Origin of the sequence: Actinoalloteichus sp. AHMU CJ021, from assembly GCF_002895405.1 — a bacterium.
Taxonomy (GTDB): domain Bacteria; phylum Actinomycetota; class Actinomycetes; order Mycobacteriales; family Pseudonocardiaceae; genus Actinoalloteichus_B; species Actinoalloteichus_B caeruleus.
In genome coordinates this window covers 2,651,868-2,670,865 of the sequence record NZ_CP025990.1, presented here as the reverse complement: position 1 = coordinate 2,670,865, position 18,998 = coordinate 2,651,868, and the positions used below count along the sequence as shown (strand labels likewise).

The following is an 18,998-nucleotide window of genomic DNA, read 5'->3' as shown; positions in this document are numbered from 1 at the left end:
ATGTCGCGCATCAAGCACTTCCCGCTGCCCGACACGGGCGAGGGCCTGACCGAGGCCGAGATCGTCAAGTGGCACGTCGGTCCCGGTGACACCGTCGAGGTCAACCAGACGATCGTCGAGATCGAGACGGTCAAGGCCGTCGTGGAACTGCCGTGCCCCTACGCGGGCACCGTCTCCGACCTCCTCGCCCCGGTCGGGCAGGTCGTCGAGGTCGGCGTGCCGATCATCGCGATCGACGTCGGTGGGGACGGGCCCCCGTCGGAGGCGGACGGCTCCTCCTCCGACGCGGGGGCCGGCCAGGAGTCGGACAACGGCAGGGTGGCCGCCCTCGTGGGTTACGGTGCCCGGACCGGGCCCGCTCGACGGCGGACCAGGAAGCAGGCCGCGCCTGCCCGACCGGAGCGGCCGGCAGCCTCCGCGTCGCCCGCCCCGGCGACCGCTCCGGCCCCGGACCCGGCGACCGCTCCGGCACCTCCCGAGGCGGAGCGGCGGACGGGCACCGTTCCGCTCGCGAAGCCGCCGGTGCGCAAGCTCGCCAAGGACCTGGGCGTCGACCTGCGCTCGCTGCGGGGCAGCGGGCCCGGCGGCGTGATCACCAGGGACGACGTGGAGAACGCCGTGGTCACCGAGCCCGAGGTGCCCACCTCGGGCGCCCCGTTCCAGCCCGAGGCCCCGGATCGGCGGGTCCCGGTGCGCGGGGTGCGGAAGGCGACCGCCCAGGCCATGGTGCGCAGCGCCTTCACCGCTCCCCATGTCACCGAGTTCCTCACCGTCGACGTGACGCCGATGATGGACCTGCGGGCCAGGCTGAGGAACCACCCGGACTTCCGGGACGTCAGGCTCACCCCGCTGGCCTTCGCCGCGAAGGCCGTGTGCCTCGCCGTGCGGCGCACCCCGGACGTGAACGCGGCCTGGGAGGAGGAGAGCGGCGAGATCGTCTACAAGTCCTCCGTGCACCTCGGTATCGCGGCGGCCACCCCGCGTGGCCTCGTCGTGCCGAAGGTCCGGGACGCGCACCGGCTGACGCTGCGCGAACTCGCGTCGGCGTTGGAGAACCTGGCCACGACGGCACGGGAGGGGAGGACGGCGCCGGCGGACATGTTGGGCGGCACCTTCACCATCACGAACGTGGGCGTGTTCGGGGTCGACACGGGAACGCCCATTATCAACCCCGGTGAGTCGGCGATCCTCGCGCTGGGTGCGATCCGCGACATGCCGTGGGTGGTGGACGGGCAGATCGTGCCCAGGAAGGTCTGCCAGCTGGCGCTGAGCTTCGACCACCGGGTGGTCGACGGGCAGCAGGGTTCCCAGTTCCTCGCCGACGTCGGCGCGCTGCTGGCCGACCCCGGGATGGCACTGACCTTCTGACCCCCCGGCCGGCAGGCAGGTCCGGGGAGCGGCGTGCCGCCGGGCGGCCCCACGAGGCCGCCCGGTGCGCTGTTCGCCGTGCGCCGCTCCCCGACATCCGGTCGGCGACCTCGCCGTTCCGGCTGCCCTCCGGCGAGCGGTGACGGGCCGACCCGGCTCGGGCGTCAGTCCAGCAGGGACCAGGTGGTGACGCAGCGGGCGGTGACCGTCACCTCCTGGGGCTCCAGGTTCAACTCGCGGACGTCCGGCGCCGCCCCGGAGCGGGCCGCCATCGGCGCGCCACCGTAGGCACCCCGTGGTTGCACCCGTTCCGCTTCCGCGTCGCTGATCCGCAGGAGGCTGCCCAGACGACGTCCCAGGGCGACCGCGTAGCCCTCCGCGCGGCGCCGCGCGTCGGCGACGGCGTTGTGCTGCGCCTCCCGCACGGCCTCGGCGTCCGAGGTCAGCTCCCAGTTCGGGCCGCTCAGGCTCTCGGGCTCCCGTGCGAGCAGTGCCGAGCTCAGCTCCTCCAGCGCTGCCGTGTCGGTGACCAGCAGCTGGTAGTGCTGCTCGGCCCGGCACCCGACCCGGCGGTTGCGTTCCCAGTTCGCGCGGACGGACAGCCGCCGGGAACGCACCGCCACTCCCGGACGGCGCAGCATCGCCTCGACATCACCGACCCGGCGTCCCAGCTCGTTGACCGCCGTGCTCCGGTCCTCCCCCGCCGCGGCGAAGGTGGCGACCAGCCACGCCCGATCGGCGATGCGGACGGCTTCTCCCGACCCGTGGGTCACTACCTCAGTCACGACATCCACCCAACCGTGGTCGCCGGCCGGGCGCAACGCTCCTGGCGGATGCCGGCGGCGGGGGTCGGGTGGGGTGACCGCCCGACGTAGGGGCGGCGGGGCCCTGGCTCCGGTGGCGACCGGGGCGGGCTCGCGCGACCCGCACCGCCCACTCGCCGACCGGTTCCCTGGCACGCGCGCGGGACGCGCACCGGGCGGACGCTATTACCTGGGTATCGGTCGTCCGGCCCGGAACGTTAGCCACCGGACAATCTTCGGCATGTGGACCATGTCACCGACGAATCGGGTGAATCTTGGCCCGCGATGGGCCATAATAGGAATCGAACATCAAGTCAACACACAAAGAGGTCACGATCACCATGAACATCGCCGCCACCCTTCGAGCCCGCCGCGCCCGGAACCGTGGCCGCCGCGCGATCCAGCGCGCCATCGACAACGCCGCGAGCAGCCCGGCGCTGCGCGACGAGCTGTTGATGATCCAGCAGCGCCACGAGACGATCCAGCGCTGACCCCCCGAGACCACCCCCAACCAGTTCGGTGACGTGGCTCACAAAGTCCGTGGGTGTAACACGTTCGGGTGGTCTTACGATGAGCATTGTGACCCTGCGGTGCTGGCGGACCCCCGACCTGGCAGCACTGCGGGGTCTTCCAATTTCCAGGTCACCCTCCCGCTGACCAGCGGGACACATCCCCCGCCCCGGTACGCACCGACTCCGAGGCGGGATGTCACCTCCACCGCGTTCGTGGAGGCCGACCGCCCCACGCCCCCTCCAACCCGTACGGGCGGCACGTCACGCCCTCCACCCGGACGACGTCGGGCGCCGAGGACGCGGACGAACGACGCCGAGGGGACGCAAGGGTCACCTCCCCGGGCAGCCCTGGCCCCGCCCCCGGGTTCCCGGGCCAACGTCGGCACCTCGCGGTCCGCGCACGGGCAGGACCGCCATCGCCGCGGCCCACCCCGCGCTCGGCACCCCGCGCTCGCGGCGGGACGACCCCCGCGCGGGACGACACGGCGCCGGAGCCGTCCGGCCCGCTGGCACCGCCCCAACCGGTACGAGCCTCAGCCGGCACCGCGCTCCCGACCACTCACCGCCGCCCGGTGAGGTGGCCCGGCTCCGGGCGGCGCTGGCCGAAGTCCACCCCCTCGGCACGGGCGAGCACGACGTCGACCGAGGCGAACCCGCGCCCGGCCGGGACGCCGTCGCGGAGGCACCCCGAGCGACGACCCGGCCCCAACGGCCGGGGCCGCCGGACCCCCGCCCGGATCAGGCGGGGCGCAGCACGATCTCGGTCGTCAGCCCGTCAGCGGGTGTCGACAGCGCCTGGCCGACCGCCCTGGCCACCGTCTCCGGCCGCAGGTAGTGCTCCGGCACGTAGTCGGTCCCCTCGGCCGCCCGCACCTGGCGCTGCATGTCCGTGGCCACCCGCCCCGGGAAGACGGAGGTGACCCGGACGCCGTGCTCCCGCTCCTCGACCCCCAACGCGTCCGCGAAGGCGCGCAACGCGTGCTTGCTGGCCGCGTAGGAACCCCACCCCGGGTTCGGGGGCCGCAGCCCCGCTCCCGAGTTGACGAGCACCACGTGCCCCCCGGCCGCCCGCAACGCCGGAAGCAACAGCCTCGTCAGCTCCACGACGGCGATCACGTTGACCTCCATCGTCCGCCGCCAGACCTCACCACCCTGGTCGGCGATGGCACCGATCTCGGCGACTCCCGCGCTGTGCACCAGAACGTCGAGCCGGTCGATGCCGCGCACCGCGTCCGCCAGCGAGGCCGCATCGGTCAGCTCCACCGCGAACGGCTCCGCACCCTCCACGGAGGACACGGTCTCGTGGAGCGTCGGCGTGTCCCGGCCACCGAGCAACAGCCGGTGCGTCGGCGCCAACTCCCGGGCGACGGCGGCACCCACCCCTCGGGAGGCGCCGGTGATCAGGGCTAGGGGACGAGAGGAAGTCATGGCCCCGACCGTATTCGTCCCGCAGCCGACCCGTCCGACCGAGTCCGGGGTCCCGGGGTCACTCCCGCGCCTCGTCCGGCCGACCCGACCAGACGGGGGCCGTCCCGCACCCGTCGCGACGGCCAGCCAGACGGGGCCGGGCTGGTGGTGGGGGGGCGCCCCCGCCCCGAACCGGGGGCGCCCCGGCTCGTCACCGGCCGATCCGGCCGACTCCCCGTCCACCCGGGCCGGTGCGCCACACCCCCACCACCGACGGGCGGGGGTTCGCGCCACCACCGTCCGGCCAGTCCGAGCCCGGCCGTTCCGCGCTCGACCCGTCGATCTCCCCCGGGTGCTGCACGCAGACCGTGACGAGGTCCTCGGTGACGATCGGTCCACACGCCTCCGCACCCCGGGGGACGGTGAGGAACAGCTTCAGCTCACCTCGGCGTTCGCCCTCGGTGGGGACCACGTACAGCCCGTCGTTGATGCCGAGCGCCCCGGTGGAGTCGGTGGAGATCCACAGGTTCCCGTGGTCGTCGAAGGCCAGGTTGTCCGGGCTGGTGATCGGACTGACCTGGCTCTTGTCGAAGCCCGCGAAGTAGGTGTCCGGCGACTCCGGGTCACCGCACACCAGCAGCAACCGCCACCGGAACGTGGTCGCGGCCGCGTCCCCGCCGGCCTCCTCCCACTCCAGCACGTGACCGTGCTTGTTCCCCGCTCGCGGGTTGGCCTCGTCCGGGCCGGCGCTGCCGGCGGCACCCCGGTTCGCGTTGTTCGTCAACGCCGCGTACACCCGCCCGGTGACCGGGTTCGCCTCGACGTCCTCGGGCCGGTCCATCTTGGTCGCGCCGACCCGGTCGGCGGCCAGGCGGGTGAAGACGTACACCTCCTCCGCGGTCATCCCCGGCACGAGGGAACGGTCGCCCCTGGCCAGCGGGACCCACTCGCCGGTCCCGCCGAACTCGCCGTCGGCGGGCAACGCCCCGGAACCGTCGATCTCCTCGGCGGGGCTGTCGCCCGTCAGCCTCGCCACGTACAGGGTTCCGTCGTCGAGCAGGCGCATGTTGTGCCGGCGGGCCGCCCGGGTGTTCCCGGGCACCATCCGCCCCCGGGAGACGAACTTGTAGAGGTAGTCGAAGCGCTCGTCGTCCCCCTGGTACGCCACGGCCCGGCCGTCCTCGGTCAGCCGGATGGTGGCGCCCTCGTGCTTGAACCGGCCCAGGGCGGTGTGCTTGACGGGAGTCGAGTCGGGGTCGCTCGGGTCGACCTCGACCACCCAGCCGAACCGGTTGACCTCGTTCGGTTCGACCGCGAGGTCGAACCTGTCGTCGAACCGCTCCCACTTGCGGGTGCTGGCGCCGCCACTGATGCCGTAACGCGCCAGCCGTTCCGCGGCCACCGGGTCTGTCACCTGGTCGGCGTTGCCGAAGTACTGGTTGAAGTTCTCCTCGCCCGAGAGCACCGTGCCCCAGGGCGTGACGCCGCCGGCGCAGTTGTTCAGCGTGCCGAGCACGGTGCGCCCGGTCGGGTCGGCCGACGTCCGCAGCAGCTCGCTGCCCGCCGCCGGACCGGTCAGTTCGAACGGGGTGCGGACGGTGATGCGGCGGCCGTACCGGCTGGGCACGACCCGCAGCCCGCCGGCCACCGGGTCCCGCAGCGCCCGCACCACCGACAGGCCGTGCGCGGCCCAACCGATGCGCACCTGCTCCTCGGTCGGGTCGTCCGGGTCGTAACCCCGGAACATCTCCGGTTCGGTGGTGTACTCGTGGTTGACGACCAGCCAGTTGTCCTGGCCCAGCGCGTCCCGGGGGATCAGACCGGCGAAGTCGCAGTTGTACCCGAACTGCGCCTCCTGCGCGGCGGCCGTCTGGTGGTCGAAGTCGAACCGGGGCGCGTCCCCGACCACGGGGTCACCCCAGCGGATGATCACCTGCTGCCGGTAGCCGGTCGGGATCACCACCGCGTCCTCGGTGTTCGGCGTGACCGACTCGAAGTCCGTGCCGATCGCGGGCCCCGAGCCACCGCCGCGGGCCGTGGCCTGGCGGCCGCCGGGCCCGACGGCCGCCGCCTGGCCGGCCGTCATCGCCAGCGCCCCACCACCGACGGTCACCACGGCGGCGGCACGCAGCACACCGCGCCGGCTCATCGCCGTGCGGACGAGGTCACCGAAGTACGGGTTGTCGGAACGGTTGGGGGCGTCGTGCGCGCAGGCGTCCGCGCAGCGGTACCGGCAGGTGATGCCCGAGCGGCCGCCGACGTGCCCGGCGGCGAGCGGCAGGGGGATGGTGCGGCGTTCTCCGGGTGGCGGGATGGACACGGGGTCCTCCGGGGAGCTCGGCGACGGGAACGAGCCGACCGTAGGAGCGGCGGCCGTCCGCGAGGTGAACGACGGGGGAACACCACGCCGCGCCCACGCGAGCATCGTGCCGCCAGGCTTCCGCCGCCACCGACCGAGCGGTGCCACCACCCAGCCGGGGGCCGGGGATGTCCCGACCGCCACCGGACGACCGCGAGTACGAGATCGGCGCCATCGCCCGCCACCTCCCGCTCGTGGCCCCGGCGGGAGGTGGAGCACGACCGCTCGCACCACCGGCCTCGCCCGCGCGTCGAACCAGGGCTGGCGGACCCGAACCCACCGGGGCCTAGGCGGTCTCCTCGTCCAGCCAGGACAGGTAGGCCGGGTTCCCTCGGGTGATGGGGCTGACGATCACTTCGGGCACGTCGTAGCCGTGGGTGGAACGCGGGTGCTCCACCAACCGGTCGGTGGCGGCGGCCGTGGTCTTGCCGACGACCTGCCACTCCTGGTCCGTCCGCACCTCGCCCTCCCGCCGGTGGACGCTGACGACGGGCCCGACCACCCGCGCGCACGCCGGCAGCCGTGCTTCGACCGCGCCACGTGCCAGCTCCTGGGCCTGGTCAGCGGAATCCCACGGTGGTCACCACGACGTTGTGACTCGTGAGGCCAATGCTCCCAGCGGGGTCGACGCCCGACCCCGCGCGGCCGCCACCGCCCTCGGCGGCCGCCGACCCGAACCCCTGGCCGGTCGCCGTCCCGCTGCCACGCCGCCCGCCCGCCGGTCGAGCCCGCCGCGCGTCGCCGGCGGCACGCGACCTTGGCCAGCCCGCACCCACCCGGGGACCGCGTCGGGTCCACACCCGGTGTCCGGCGACCGCGGGGCAGAGCAGACGGGGGCCACGCGTCCGCGTGGCCCCCGTCATCCGCGACGCGGGTGGATCACTCGTCGATCTCGCCCCGGATGAACGACTCGACCTTGTCGCGGGCCACCGAGTCCGAGTACTGGGTGGGCGGCGACTTCATCAGGTAGGACGACGCCGAGTACACCGGGCCGGCCACCCCTCGGTCCTTGGCGATCTTCGCGGCGCGCACGGCGTCGATGATGATGCCGGCGGAGTTGGGGGAGTCCCAGACCTCCAGCTTGTACTCGAGGTTCAGCGGCACGTCACCGAAGGCCCGGCCCTCCAGCCGCACGTAGGCCCACTTGCGGTCGTCCAACCACTCCACGTAGTCGGAGGGACCGATGTGCACGTTGCGCTTGCCGAGGTCCCGGTCGACCTGGGAGGTGACGGACTGCGTCTTGGAGATCTTCTTGGACTCCAGCCGGTCGCGCTCCAACATGTTCTTGAAGTCCATGTTGCCGCCGACGTTCAGCTGCATGGTCCGGTCGACCTGCACGCCCCGGTCCTCGAAGAGCCTGGTCAGCACCCGGTGGGTGATGGTCGCCCCCACCTGGGACTTGATGTCGTCCCCGACGATCGGCACCCCGGCCGCCCTGAACCGCTCGGCCCACTCCGGGTCGGAGGCGATGAACACCGGCAGCGCGTTCACGAAGGCCACGCCCGCCCTGATGGCGGCGTCGGCGTAGAACAGCGCGGCTTCCTCGGACCCCACGGGCAGGTAGCAGACGAGGACGTCGGCCTCGCTCTGCCGCAGGGCCTCCACCACGTCGACCGGCTTCTCGTCCGACTCCTCGATCGTCTCGCGGTAGTAGCGACCGAGGCCGTCGAGGGTGTGGCCGCGCTGCACGGTGACACCCACCGGGGGGACGTCGCAGATCTTTATGGTGTTGTTCTCGCTGGCGACGATGGCCTCGGCGAGGTCGTGGCCGACCTTCTTGGCGTCCACGTCGAAGGCCGCGACGAACTCGATGTCCCGGACGTGGTAGTCACCGAACTGCACGTGCATCAGCCCGGGCACGTTGGTGTCGGGAGCCGCCTCCCGGTAGTAGTGCACGCCCTGCACCAGCGACGCCGCGCAGTTGCCGACGCCGACGATTGCCACCCGTACGCTGCGGCGTTCTCCGCCCATGGCCGGGTCCTCCTTCACTCTGTCTTCCAAGACCGGTGTGCTGTGCGGCTGGCTCACGCCAGCCCTGGTCGGGCCGGGAACCCTCACGGCTCCCGCTCCCGCGGCGCGGTGTCCCGCTCGGCCTCGTGTCCCGCCTGGCCGTCTCCCGCCTGGCTCTGGGGCTCCGGGGCGACGTTCGGCCTCTCCTCGTCCCGTTCGTGCGCGATCAACTCGTTCAGCCACCGCACCTCGCGGTCGGAGGTCTCCAACCCCATCCGGTGCAACTCCCGCGTGTACCGGTCGATCTGCTGCCCGGCCCTCGCGAGCGCGGCCCGCAGGCCCTCCCGGCGTTCCTCCACGTGCCGCCGACGGCCCTCGAGGATGCGCATCCGCACCTCCGCGGGTGTGCGGGAGAAGAAGGCGAGGTGCACCCCGAAGGACGCGTCCTCCCAGGTCTGCGGTCCCACGTCCGCGACGAGGTCGGCGAAGCGTTCCTTGCCTTCCGTGGTGAGCCGGTACACCTTCCTGGCGCGTCGCCCCCACGCTCGGGGCGGAGCGTCCTCACCGTCCTCGGCGATGAGTTCGGCACGTTGCAGTCGCCGCAGCGTGGGGTACAGGGAGCCGTAGGAGAACGCCCGAAACCCGCCGAGGAGCGTGAAGAGGCGCTTCCGGAGCTCGTACCCGTGCATCGGCGCCTCATGCAACAGGCCGAGGACAGCCAGTTCCAGCACAACACCCCCGATCCACTCACCCAGGTACGGTGCATCGTCGACACTGACTGATGCGTCGCTCCACTATATCGCGTCGATACATCGGGTGCGTACTTGTGAGCGGCCCCGCGCGGTGCGCTCCGTCACGGTCCGTGCGGGCGGCAGCCGAAGGACCCCCGATCAGCGCATGGCCCCCCTTCCCCGGGCACGTACGCTGTTCTCGTGCGGACCCAACGACAGGTGGTGGACTACGCGTTGCAGCGCAGGGCGCTGCTCGCCGACGTGCACTCGGGTCGAGTCGGGGTGATGGAGGTCTGCGACGCCAGCCCGTACCTGCTGCGGGCGGCGAAGTTCCACGGCGAGCCAAGCGACGTGACCTGCCCGATGTGCCGGAAGGAGTTGCTGACCAGGGTTTCCTGGATCTACGGCGACGAACTCAAGCACGCCGCGGGGTCGGCGCGGGCGCCACAGGAACTGGCGCGGATGGCGACCATGTTCGAGGAGTTCTCGGTATACGTGGTCGAGGTCTGCCGGACGTGCGGCTGGAACCACCTGGTGCAGTCATACGTCTTGGGAGGGCGCGGATCGCGCGACGGCGGTTCCCGGCGGTGGACGGCCGCCGAGTGAGCACACCGTGACCACCACCAGCGCCGAGAACACACCGGAACCGCCGAGAACGCCGAACGACGTGCCAGGATGGGGCGTCAGTTTGGGAGGCCCTACTCGTGAACGACGCACATGACAACCGGTCGCAGGGTGACCGGGAACCCCGGTCGCCGCAGGGCGGCCCCGCACCCCGGGGACCGCGTGACGAACGCCACCCCGGTGGTGCACGTCATGATGTGAATGATCCACCGAGTGGCCACGCCCCCCGCGAGGGGGGTCCGGCGAACCACGGCCCCGGCGGAGACCAGCCGCCGTCCTGGCCGGGAGGAGGCGCGCAGCGCCCGCCGCAGCCGCCGCACGGCCCCGGCCCGCATCCACCACGGCCCGGCCCGGGAGGACAACGGCCACCCGCCGGCCCCGGTCAGCCGCCGCCGTCCGGCCGCCCTCCGGGTACGCCCCCTGGCGGCCAGCCCATCAGCGGCCCGCCGCCCGGTGCACCCCACGGGGCGGCCGGCGCGCCACCCTCCCTGAGCGGCCAGTTGGGCGGTTCGCCGCCCCCCGCCGGTCCGCCGGGAGGCCAGCGCCCCTCCGCCCCGAACGCCGGGCCGCAGGGGCAGAACCCGCCCCCGGGCCAGCAGCCCCAGCGCCCTCCGGCCCAGCCCGGGCCGGGTCACCAGAGGCCGGCGGGCGCGCCCGCCGGCCAGCAGCGCCCGGGCGGTCCGCCGCCCCAGCAGCCGCCGGGAGCACCGCAGCCACCCCAGGCCCCCGGCGGCCCGGGTGGTCGACCCCCGCAACCGCCGCCCCCCGGCGCGCACCAGGGCACCCCCGGCAACCCGCAGCACGGCCCCGGCGCGCAGGGCGGTGCCCCGCAGAACCGGCCGGAACCCGGTGACCAGCCCAACCGCGTGGACCGCGCTCTCAACGGCCCCTCGGCCAGCCCTCAGGGCAGGCCCGGTGACCAGCCCGAGGGCGATCGACGCCCGCCACGAGGCCAGCAGGCCGGCGCGGCCGCCGCCGGAGCGCTCGGCGGCGCGGCCGCGGGCGCTGCCGCCGGCCACGCGGCGGCAGGCGGGCCGGGATCGCCGAACCAGGACCCGGCCACCCGGATGAACCAGCAACCGCCCGCCCCCGGGGGACACGGCCCCGGTCCGCAGGGTGGTCCAGGAGCGCCAGGTGGCCCCCCCGGTCCGCAGGGACCGGGTCAGGACGCCGCGACCCGGATGAACCAGGCACCCCCCGCTCCCGGCGGCACCCCGCCGGGTGGTCAGCCACCCCAGGGGCTGGGCACACCGCCCCGGAACGGCGCGGGGATGCCGCCCGGCGACGAGGCACCCACGACCGTCCTGCGCGAACGCCTGATCACCCACGAGGAGCCCCTCACCACCTCGGCGCACTCGCCGGGCTTCGACGACGGGGACGACCCCGAGGACGAGGTCGACGAACTCGCCGCGAAGAAGGCCCGCAAGAAGAAGGTGTGGCGGCGCATCCGCCGCACCGGCTATGTCGCGGCGGCCCTGGCGTTCCTCGCCCCGGCCACCGCCTTCGCGGTCGGCTACTTCATGTGGGACGTGCCCGACCCCCAGGAGATCCTGTCCGGCCGCGACAAGACGGTGATCATCCAGTCCGAGGACGAGCGGGAGTTGATGCGCTACACCCCGCAGGCCGAGGACGGCGGTGACTTCCAGTTCGTGCCGGCCGAGGAGATCCCCGAGGTCCTCAAGCAGGCCATCATCTCGGTCGAGGACCAGTCGTTCGAGCGCAACAGCGGTTTCGACCCGGTCGGTATCGCCCGGGCCGCCATCACCGGCTACGGCGGCGGGTCCGGCCTGACGCAGCAGTACATCAAGCAGGCCACCCAGGAGATGGACTCCACCTACACCAGGAAGTTCAAGGAACTGGTGCTCTCGGTGAAGATCACCCAGGAGTTCAGCAAGGACAAGATCTTCGAGAGCTACATCAACATCATCACCTTCGGTCGGGGCACGACCGGGCCCTCCTCGGCGATGCAGGCCTACTTCGGCAGGGACGCGAAGCTGGAGGACATCACCCCGTCCCAGGCCGCCTTCCTGGCCGGGATGATCCAGCTGCCCTACAGCCACGACCCGGCCCGGTCCAGCCACGAGCACGCCGAGACGCGGTGGCAGCACGCGGTGAACAAGATGGTCGAGACGAACACCATCACCGCCGCCGAGGCCGAGACCATGGAGTACCCGATCGACACCCTGAAGGACCCGGAGGAGACCCGGGCCAGCGGGGTGAGCGCCACCGAGTACCTGCTGCGCGAGCAGATCATGCGGGAGCTGGACGCCAACGGCTACGGGATGGACGTGCTCCAGGAACGCGGCGCGACCGTCCGGACGACCATCGACCCGGCGGCCCAGCAGGCCGCGCGGGAGGCGGTCGAGCAGCGGTTGGCCACCGAACCGGCCCACTTCCGCAGCTCGCTGGTGGCGGTCGACCCGCAGACCGGCGGGGTCATCGCCTACATCGGTGGCGGTCTCAACCCGACCGGTGGCGAGGACACCGGCTGGGGGACCGGCATCGACTACGCGACGAGCCTCCAGCAGCCCGGTTCCTCCTTCAAGCCCTTCGTCACCCTCGCCGGCCTCATGCAGGGCAAGGGCCTGGGCGAGTGGTACGAGTCGCCCGACGTGATCGAACGCGAGGGCACCAGCTTCCGGAACTCCTCCAAGTGCGCCAGCACCACCTGGTGCACCGTGCGGGAGGCCACCGAGGTGTCGGCGAACACCCCGTTCATCGACATGGCGAACCAGTTCGGCACCAAGCGGGTGCGGGAGGCGGCCGTGTTCTCCGGCATCCCCGACGAGATCAACGGTGCCGAGACCATGGTGGAGCCGGGCAGCCAGGCCACCGCCCTCGGTATCGCCCTCGGCCAGTACCAGGTGCGCACCATCGACATGGCCGCCGCCTACGCCACCTTCGCCGCCGATGGCACCAAACGGGACCCGCACTTCGTCTCCAGCGTGATCTGGGAGGACACCGGTGAGGAGGTGCTCCTCAACGAGGAGGCCACCGCGGGCGTACCCGCCTTCGACCAGCAGGACACCGAGCACAACCGCCAGCTGGCCCGGAACCTGACCGAGAGCCTCTTGCCGGTCGCCGCGGCCAGCCAGCAGTCGCTGGCCGACGGGCGCCCGGTGGCGTCCAAGACCGGTACCCACCAGTTCGGCAACACCGACGGCAACGCCAAGGCCTGGATGGTCGGCTACACCCCGCAGATCTCCACCGCGGTGTGGGTCGGCTCGGACCAGGAGCAGGAGATGCGGGACGCCGCCGGGAACCCGTTGTACGGGCGGACCGTGCCCTCCGACATCTGGCGGGCCTTCATGGACGCCTACCTGGCGGACAAGCCGGTGGAGGACTTCCCGCAGGCGGTCGGCATCGGCACCCACCAGGCCGGTCCCTCGCCCGAGGAGATCGAGGCCAGCCGGCAGGCCGAGGAGGAGGCCGAGCGCCGCCGCCAGGAGGAGGAAGAGAACCGGGAGCGGGAGTCCGATGCCCCGGATCCCAGCCACACCGACGAGGAGTCCACCGAGCCCGAGGACACCGACCAACCCGATCCGGACCCGTCCGACGGCAACGACCAGCCTGATCCCGGCGGCCCGCCGCCAGGGGACTGCGAGGAACGCCCGTGGGAGTGCCACGGGCAGGGTGACGGCTGGGGTGACGGTCCGGACCGGGGCAGCAGGGGCCAGGTGCTGAACGGCTTCGGCTGGCGGTCGGACGACCCCCAGCTCACCACCACCCCGCAGCCGATCAGCTGACCACGGGACCAGGACCTCGTTCCCGTGCCCGCGGTCGGGTCGCCACCGCTGGCCGGGATCGGTGACTCCCTCCCCGGTCACCCGGCCAGCGGCCGCCACCACGGCGGGACATCGTGCCGCCAGGGCCGGGTGGCGCCGAACGCCGGCGAGCCAGCCGCCACGCGGGCGTGCCGTCCCCACCAGGCGTCGCGGCCCCGGTCGAGCCTCGTCCCACGGCCGAACGCACGTCGTGAGATCCGGTCGACCGGTCCGATGGCTCCGGGGAGGGGCTCGCCGTGCCGGTCGATCCCGCCACGACGGGTCCGGGTGTCGGAGGGACGGGGGCGGCGGTCCGCTGCCTCCCGCGCCACCCGTCCAGCGCCGCACACCGACGCCGAGGTGGCGGGACGCGCCAGGCCGCCCGGCACGGGCGGGTGCTCGTGGCGGTGTCCCGCCGAGCCCCGCGTGTGGCCCAGCGGACCGGCGGCTACTCGGGGCGCGGGGGCATGACCGCGACGTCGGACTTCCCGTCGCCGCCCACCGACCGCATGGTGTCGGGCCGGTCCGCCCCGCCGCCCCGCCGCCGGCGCCCGAGCACCACCACGTCGGGCGCGTCGGCGAGCACCCCGCCGGTCGGGTCGTCGTCCCCGGCGGACCGGACCCGGTCCCGGGTGGGCCGGTAGATCTCCCACAGCACCAACACGCACAAACCGACGACGGCCAGGTCCCGGAGCACGACCATGCCGAGGAACCAGTCCGGGGGGAGGCCCTTGTCGTCCACCCCGAGGTAGAAGAACATGCGGGGCACCCAGACCAGCGCGTCCACCGTCATCCAGGCCAGCAGCACGCGCCACCTCGGGAGCGCGAGCACGGCCAGTGGCACCAGCCAGAGCGAGTACTGGGGGCTCCAGACCTTGTTGGTGAGCAGGAACGCGGCCACCACCAGGAACGCGAGCTGCGCGAGCCGAGGACGCCTCGACGCGGAGAGCGCCACCCAGGCGACGCCAGCGCAGCACGCCAGGAACAGCAGCAGGCTGACGAGGTTCAACACCAGCGGCGCCTCCCCGGGGGAGAGCGGCCCGTCGAACCCGGCCCAGCCCGTGAAGTAGGAGACGACGTTGTACAGCGAGTCGGGGTCCGCCGGGCGTTCGGTGTTCAGCCGGAAGAACTCGCGCCAGCCCTCGGGGTAGAGCAGCCAGATCGGAGCGTTGATCGCCAGCCAGGCCGCCCCGGCCGCCAGGGTGGCCCGCAGGCCGTCACCCACCCTCCCGGCCCGCAGGCAGAGCACGAGGAGCGGTCCGAGGAGGAACAGGGGGTACAGCTTGGCCGCCCCGCCCAACCCGATCAGGACACCGGCCAGGACCGGTCTGCGCCGGGCCCACGCCAGGAGGCCGGCGGTCGCGAAGGCGGTCGCGAGCGTGTCGAAGTTCGTGAAGGCGTGCACGATGACCAGCGGCGACAGCGCGGCGATCGCGGCGTCCCACGGCCGGCGCCCGCTCAGCAGGAACAGCGCCCACACGGTGACCAACCAGCCGACCGCCAACCACAGCACCGAGAGGTTGAAGAACACCGCGACGGGGAGGGCGGCGGGGAGCAGGCCGCTCTCGGCGACGCTGAGCCAGGCGTCGGTGAGTTTCGCGTTGACCCACTGGAACATCCCGGTCAGCACCGGGTACTCCATGTACCGGACCTGCTCGTCCGGGGTGCCGGCGTTCTCCGTCCAGCTGTCCCGGTAGGGGAAGGCGCCCTGGTCGAGGTGTTCCGCGGTGTAGAGCGGGACGATGTCGGAGTAGCACATCGCGACGTACTGCCGGTTGCCGCGCCAGTCCAGGAAGGCCTCCCCGTCCTGGACGAACTGCTGGATGCAGGCGGCCTTCGTGCCCCAGCCGAGGCAGAGGACGACGATCGCGAGCAGCAGCCCGACCCGCAGCGGCGACCAGAACCAGTGCCTCCCGATCACCGCGTGCCGGCCAAGGGGGCCGCCGAACGGGGCGGCGGCCCGGCGTGCGAGCGGCTCCGTCCAGCTGGGGACGACCCTGGTCGACGGGGTCAGCGTGTCCTGGTCGACTCTCGCCCCGGCGGCCCGCCGCTGGCCGGCCCCGGAGCCGGAGCTCCGCTCCGGTGGAGCCGGTGGGTGCTGCTGACGCCGCTCGGGAGGGTTGGACACGGCCGGATGCTACGGGTTCCCGCCGCCAGGTGTTCCCCGAACGCGCCGCCCCGGTGGTGAACTATCGGCGGGCGGCACCGGGCCAGTCGCGCAGTTCCTCGGGTACCTCCCGGGTGACGAACTCGTCCCGGCGAAGACCCCGGAGGAACCGCCGCCACGCCATCCTGGTCACCAGCAGGACTGGTTCCCGGGGTCGCTTGGAGTCCCGGACGCCGATCACGCCGTCCCCGAACAGCACCTCCACGCACTGCCCGTCGCTGTGGCTGCTGCTGCGCCACCCGGACCCGGCAGCTCCCTCCTGGTTCATCCTCACCACTCCCGTCGGGTCTCGTGCCTCGTGGAGCGCTGCTCCCGACGGAAATCGTGAAACATCTTTGCGATTGATCGCGAGCCGGCGACCCGCGCGGGCCGGAGCACTCACCCGAGCCACACCAGCAACGCCCCTCCACCGAGGCACGCTGGACTCGTGAACACCCAGGACCGTGACGAGAATCTACGCCGTTCGGGCTAAAAACCGCGCCCCTGAGCGGGGCCAGCGCTGCCGGCGGTTCACACCTCAACAACACAACGTAAGCGAGGAAGGCCACCAAGGGCTTACGTAAACGGCGCTCATGGTCGACACTAGGACTCGGTGGCGCCGGCCTGGTACGCCCCCCGACCAGGCCTGCGCCGCCGCTACCTCACATCCCCCGGGGGTACGCCGCGTTCGGCGGTGCCCTCGGCGTCGCCACCCAGGTCGTCCTCCCGTCCCACCGGAGCGTCCGCCGCGCCGGTGCCCGGCTCCGCCGGGTCCCCGCCCCGCGCCACGGCTCCCGCCGACACGGCCGCCTGGGCCGGCGACCGGCTCAGCCCCGGCCGCCGGCGGCGCGGACTGGGCGCGGGTTCACCGTCCACCGTCGACCGGCTGTTCAGGAACACGAAGAACAACGCCAACAACAGGGCGGCCCGCCCCCAGACCCCGATCATGACCGCCTGCGGCGCGAAACCGTCGTAGATGGTCGGCGGCAAGCCCCAGGTGGTGATGTAGTACCACCGGAAGATCCCGATCCCCATGGCCAGGTCCGCGACGAAGTAGGCGGCGATCCACTGCCACCGGATGCGCATGAGCACGAAGAACGGCAACAGCCACAGCGTGTACTGGGGGGAGTGCACCTTGTGCAGCAGCAGGAAGCCGCAGAGCATCGCCGCCGAGACCGCGATCCAGGGGTAGGTGCCCTCCCGCTGGAAACGCCGCCACCCCAGCCAGCAGGCGAGTGCGAACGAGGCCAGCATCAGGGTCGGCGACAGCACGTCCATCGCGGCCTGGAAGGCGCCGTTGTCGGGATTGGACCACGGCCGGAAGCCCCAGTACCAGATCGAGTTCGTCGTCAGGTCGACCTTGCGGTTGCCCTGGAACTCGAAGGAGGCCCGCCAGCCCTCGAACCCGAGCAGCATGAACGGCAGGTTCACCAGCACGACCGTCACGACGGCGGCGAACGCCACCCGCATGGCGCCGGCCGGGTCGAGGCGCCGCCCCGCCCGCCGGACCGAGGCCGGCAACTCCCGGCCACCGATGCCCCCCGTCAGGACGTAGAGCAGCAGCGGCAGGACGAAGACACCCGGGTAGATCTTGAAGGCGAACCCGAGCGCGAGCAGGACCGAGGCGACCAACGCCCGATCCGTCAGCGGCCGGTGCGCGCCCCGCCTCCCCCAGCCCCGGTGCACGACGTACACGGCGGCGACCGCGCAGAGCACCACCGGCAGGTCCCAGTTGTGGAAGGCGTACAGCACGACGGGCGGTCCCAGCGCCCAGATCAGGGCGCGCCACCGGGAGAGCCCACCGAGCATCCACGCCGTCAGCAGGCCGAAGGGGGCCATCACCAGCGCCGACCCGAGCAGGAACTCGGCGTCGTTGTGGGCGAAGATCGCGCCAGCCCAGATGACCACGCCGGTCAGCACCGGGTACTCGACGGTGCCGCCCTCGGGCTGCCCGTACTCGTTCAGGCTGCCGTCGAGGTACGGGAAGACGTGCTTGTCGATGTCCCGGCCCAGCCACAGGTGCTGGATGTCGGAGTAGCAGACGTCGCCGTCGATCCGTTCCTTGTACATCGGGCCGCTGCGCCCGTACTCGTCGAACTCGGGACCGGTGCAGCGGGCCTTGTTGGCGTATCCCGCCAGCAGCGTCAGCCCGCTGAGCAGGACCACCAGCGCCAGCCCGTACCGGGTGAGCCGGTTGGCGGTACTCGGTCCCGCCAACCCGCGCGCCCGACCAGCCGGTCGGTTCTCGGCTCCGTCGGCCGCCGGGCCGGCGCCGACCCCTTCCTCGCCCCGCATCTCATCCACCTGACTGTGCCCGCTCCGTCAGCCTGACCACTGGCCGGTCTCCCCCCGCTCCCTCAGCCACCGCGAGGGCACCAGCCCACCGGTGGCGAGTCGGACGCGGCGGGCCGGTCCAACTCCCGTCATCCGAGGACTCGTCCCGTCGTCCCGTCGCTGGTCGTCGTCGTCCGCGCGGGCCCGGCCGGCGGCACCCGCGCCGTTCAGCCCGCGCCCAGCCTGCCGCGCAGGAAGGCGATGTCCTCCGCCTGCCCCTCGGACGGAGTCTCCACCACCACCGGGGCGTTCGCCGCCGAGCAGACGCTGACCAGCAGCTCGGGGTCGATCGTGCCGTCCCCGATGTTGGCGTGGCGGTCACGGGAGGAACCGAACGGGTCCCGGGAACTGTTCAGGTGCACCAGGTCGATCCGGCCGGTGATGGACCGGACCCGGTCGACCACGTCGCCCAGGTCCTCACCCGCGGCGAAGGCGTGGCAGGTGTCGAGGCAGAAGCCCGGTTCGTACTCGCCGATCGCGTCCCACAGGCGGGCCAGCACGTCGAACCGCCGGGCGAGCGCGCCGTCACCTCCCGCGGTGTTCTCCACCAGGACGGGAACCGGGAAGCCCCCCTCGGCGTGCTGCCGGCCGAAGAGCTTGCGCCAGTTCTCGATCCCCACGTCCTCCGGCTCGCCCTTGCGGACGTGCCCGCCGTGGACGACCAGACCGGCCGCGCCCGAGGCCGCCGCCGCCTCGGCATGGGACAGCAGGAGCTTGCGGGAGGGGATCCGGATCCGGTTGTTGGTGGAGGCGACGTTGATGACGTAGGGCGAGTGGACGAAGAGCTGGACCCCCGCGGCGCGGAGTGGCTCCGCCTGGGGGTGGGGCGTGGCGGCCTTCCAGCTCTTGGGGTCAGCGAGGAAGACCTGCACGACCTCGGCGCCCCTGGCCTCGGCCTCGTTGAGCGGATCGTCGTCACCGACGTGGGCACCGATGAGCATGGCCCCGAGCCTAGCTGCCCGGTTGGCCCCGTGGGCGGATCAGTGGCCGCCGGCCGCCC

Annotated in this window: 15 protein-coding genes; 4 read left to right on the top strand and 11 right to left on the bottom strand. The window is 72.8% G+C overall.

The annotated features are described in order from the left end of the window. On the top strand, nt 1–1,368 hold the full coding sequence (locus C1701_RS11280; protein ID WP_026417896.1) for a dihydrolipoamide acetyltransferase family protein: 1,368 nt from the start codon (nt 1–3) through the stop codon (nt 1,366–1,368). Nucleotides 1,369–1,532: 164 nt separating this feature from the next. Here C1701_RS11280 and C1701_RS11275 read toward each other — a convergent pair whose 3' ends face one another. After that, nucleotides 1,533–2,153, bottom strand: a complete 621-nt coding sequence (locus C1701_RS11275; RefSeq protein ID WP_035275418.1) for an SIMPL domain-containing protein — start codon at nt 2,151–2,153, stop codon at nt 1,533–1,535. A gap of 359 nt (nt 2,154–2,512) precedes the next feature. On the opposite strand from C1701_RS11275, the gene C1701_RS27325 reads away from it, so the two are divergent. Further along, nucleotides 2,513–2,662, top strand: a complete 150-nt coding sequence (locus C1701_RS27325) for a hypothetical protein (RefSeq protein WP_169731680.1) — start codon at nt 2,513–2,515, stop codon at nt 2,660–2,662. 759 nt (nt 2,663–3,421) lie between these two features. On the opposite strand, the gene C1701_RS11270 is transcribed toward C1701_RS27325, so the two are convergent. The 5 genes from C1701_RS11270 to C1701_RS11250 form a co-directional block, all read right to left on the bottom strand. Beyond that, nucleotides 3,422–4,111, bottom strand: coding sequence for an SDR family oxidoreductase (locus C1701_RS11270; protein ID WP_026417894.1), 690 nt, complete (start codon nt 4,109–4,111; stop codon nt 3,422–3,424). Nucleotides 4,112–4,301: 190 nt separating this feature from the next. After that, nucleotides 4,302–6,410 carry a PhoX family protein gene (locus C1701_RS11265; RefSeq protein WP_337662231.1) on the bottom strand — a complete coding sequence of 703 codons (2,109 nt, stop codon included), beginning with the start codon at nt 6,408–6,410 and terminating at the stop codon, nt 4,302–4,304. Nucleotides 6,411–6,735: 325 nt separating this feature from the next. Further along, nucleotides 6,736–6,969, bottom strand: a complete 234-nt coding sequence (cutA, locus tag C1701_RS11260; protein ID WP_337662291.1) for a divalent-cation tolerance protein CutA — start codon at nt 6,967–6,969, stop codon at nt 6,736–6,738. Nucleotides 6,970–7,328: 359 nt separating this feature from the next. Beyond that, nucleotides 7,329–8,420 carry an inositol-3-phosphate synthase gene (locus tag C1701_RS11255; protein WP_026417891.1) on the bottom strand — a complete coding sequence of 364 codons (1,092 nt, stop codon included), beginning with the start codon at nt 8,418–8,420 and terminating at the stop codon, nt 7,329–7,331. Between the two features lie 83 nt (nt 8,421–8,503). Continuing rightward, a complete protein-coding gene (locus C1701_RS11250; protein ID WP_035275357.1) occupies nt 8,504–9,130 on the bottom strand; it encodes a PadR family transcriptional regulator in 627 nt (208 codons plus the stop codon). A 201-nt stretch (nt 9,131–9,331) separates the two neighbouring features. Here C1701_RS11250 and C1701_RS11245 point away from each other — a divergent pair, with 201 nt between their 5' ends. Continuing rightward, nucleotides 9,332–9,736 (top strand): DUF5318 family protein, encoded by a 405-nt coding sequence (locus tag C1701_RS11245; protein WP_026417890.1) that lies wholly within the window; start codon nt 9,332–9,334, stop codon nt 9,734–9,736. A 92-nt stretch (nt 9,737–9,828) separates the two neighbouring features. On the opposite strand, the gene C1701_RS11240 is transcribed toward C1701_RS11245, so the two are convergent. Next, nucleotides 9,829–10,773 carry a hypothetical protein gene (locus C1701_RS11240; RefSeq protein ID WP_081715279.1) on the bottom strand — a complete coding sequence of 315 codons (945 nt, stop codon included), beginning with the start codon at nt 10,771–10,773 and terminating at the stop codon, nt 9,829–9,831. Nucleotides 10,774–10,935: 162 nt separating this feature from the next. Between C1701_RS11240 and C1701_RS11235 the strand changes: the two genes are divergently transcribed. After that, complete coding sequence (locus C1701_RS11235) at nt 10,936–13,500, top strand: transglycosylase domain-containing protein (protein ID WP_337662230.1); 2,565 nt, start codon at nt 10,936–10,938, stop codon at nt 13,498–13,500. A 466-nt stretch (nt 13,501–13,966) separates the two neighbouring features. Here C1701_RS11235 and C1701_RS11225 read toward each other — a convergent pair whose 3' ends face one another. The 4 genes from C1701_RS11225 to C1701_RS11205 all read right to left on the bottom strand — a co-directional run bounded on the left by C1701_RS11225 (nt 13,967) and on the right by C1701_RS11205 (nt 18,939). Next, nucleotides 13,967–15,532 carry a glycosyltransferase family 87 protein gene (locus C1701_RS11225; RefSeq protein WP_337662290.1) on the bottom strand — a complete coding sequence of 522 codons (1,566 nt, stop codon included), beginning with the start codon at nt 15,530–15,532 and terminating at the stop codon, nt 13,967–13,969. A gap of 175 nt (nt 15,533–15,707) precedes the next feature. Next, nucleotides 15,708–15,953, bottom strand: a complete 246-nt coding sequence (locus tag C1701_RS11220; RefSeq protein WP_051313643.1) for a DUF397 domain-containing protein — start codon at nt 15,951–15,953, stop codon at nt 15,708–15,710. Between the two features lie 368 nt (nt 15,954–16,321). After that, entirely contained in the window at nt 16,322–17,959 is a 1,638-nt protein-coding gene (locus C1701_RS11210) for a DUF2029 domain-containing protein (RefSeq protein ID WP_155886051.1), read from the bottom strand. A 206-nt stretch (nt 17,960–18,165) separates the two neighbouring features. Then, nucleotides 18,166–18,939, bottom strand: coding sequence for a deoxyribonuclease IV (locus C1701_RS11205; protein ID WP_030106392.1), 774 nt, complete (start codon nt 18,937–18,939; stop codon nt 18,166–18,168). Between the last annotated feature and the right edge of the window lie 59 nt (nt 18,940–18,998).

What these genes read in the sequence shown, in the direction of transcription:
- C1701_RS11280 (WP_026417896.1), top strand. Translation starts at nt 1, where the DNA reads ATGTCGCGCATCAAGCACTTCCCGCTGCCCGACACGGGCGAGGGCCTG.
- C1701_RS27325 (WP_169731680.1), top strand. Translation starts at nt 2,513, where the DNA reads ATGAACATCGCCGCCACCCTTCGAGCCCGCCGCGCCCGGAACCGTGGC.
- C1701_RS11270 (WP_026417894.1), bottom strand. Translation starts at nt 4,111, where the DNA reads ATGACTTCCTCTCGTCCCCTAGCCCTGATCACCGGCGCCTCCCGAGGG.
- C1701_RS11255 (WP_026417891.1), bottom strand. Translation starts at nt 8,420, where the DNA reads ATGGGCGGAGAACGCCGCAGCGTACGGGTGGCAATCGTCGGCGTCGGC.
- C1701_RS11235 (WP_337662230.1), top strand. Translation starts at nt 10,936, where the DNA reads ATGAACCAGGCACCCCCCGCTCCCGGCGGCACCCCGCCGGGTGGTCAG.
- C1701_RS11220 (WP_051313643.1), bottom strand. Translation starts at nt 15,953, where the DNA reads ATGAACCAGGAGGGAGCTGCCGGGTCCGGGTGGCGCAGCAGCAGCCAC.
- C1701_RS11210 (WP_155886051.1), bottom strand. Translation starts at nt 17,959, where the DNA reads ATGCGGGGCGAGGAAGGGGTCGGCGCCGGCCCGGCGGCCGACGGAGCC.
- C1701_RS11205 (WP_030106392.1), bottom strand. Translation starts at nt 18,939, where the DNA reads ATGCTCATCGGTGCCCACGTCGGTGACGACGATCCGCTCAACGAGGCC.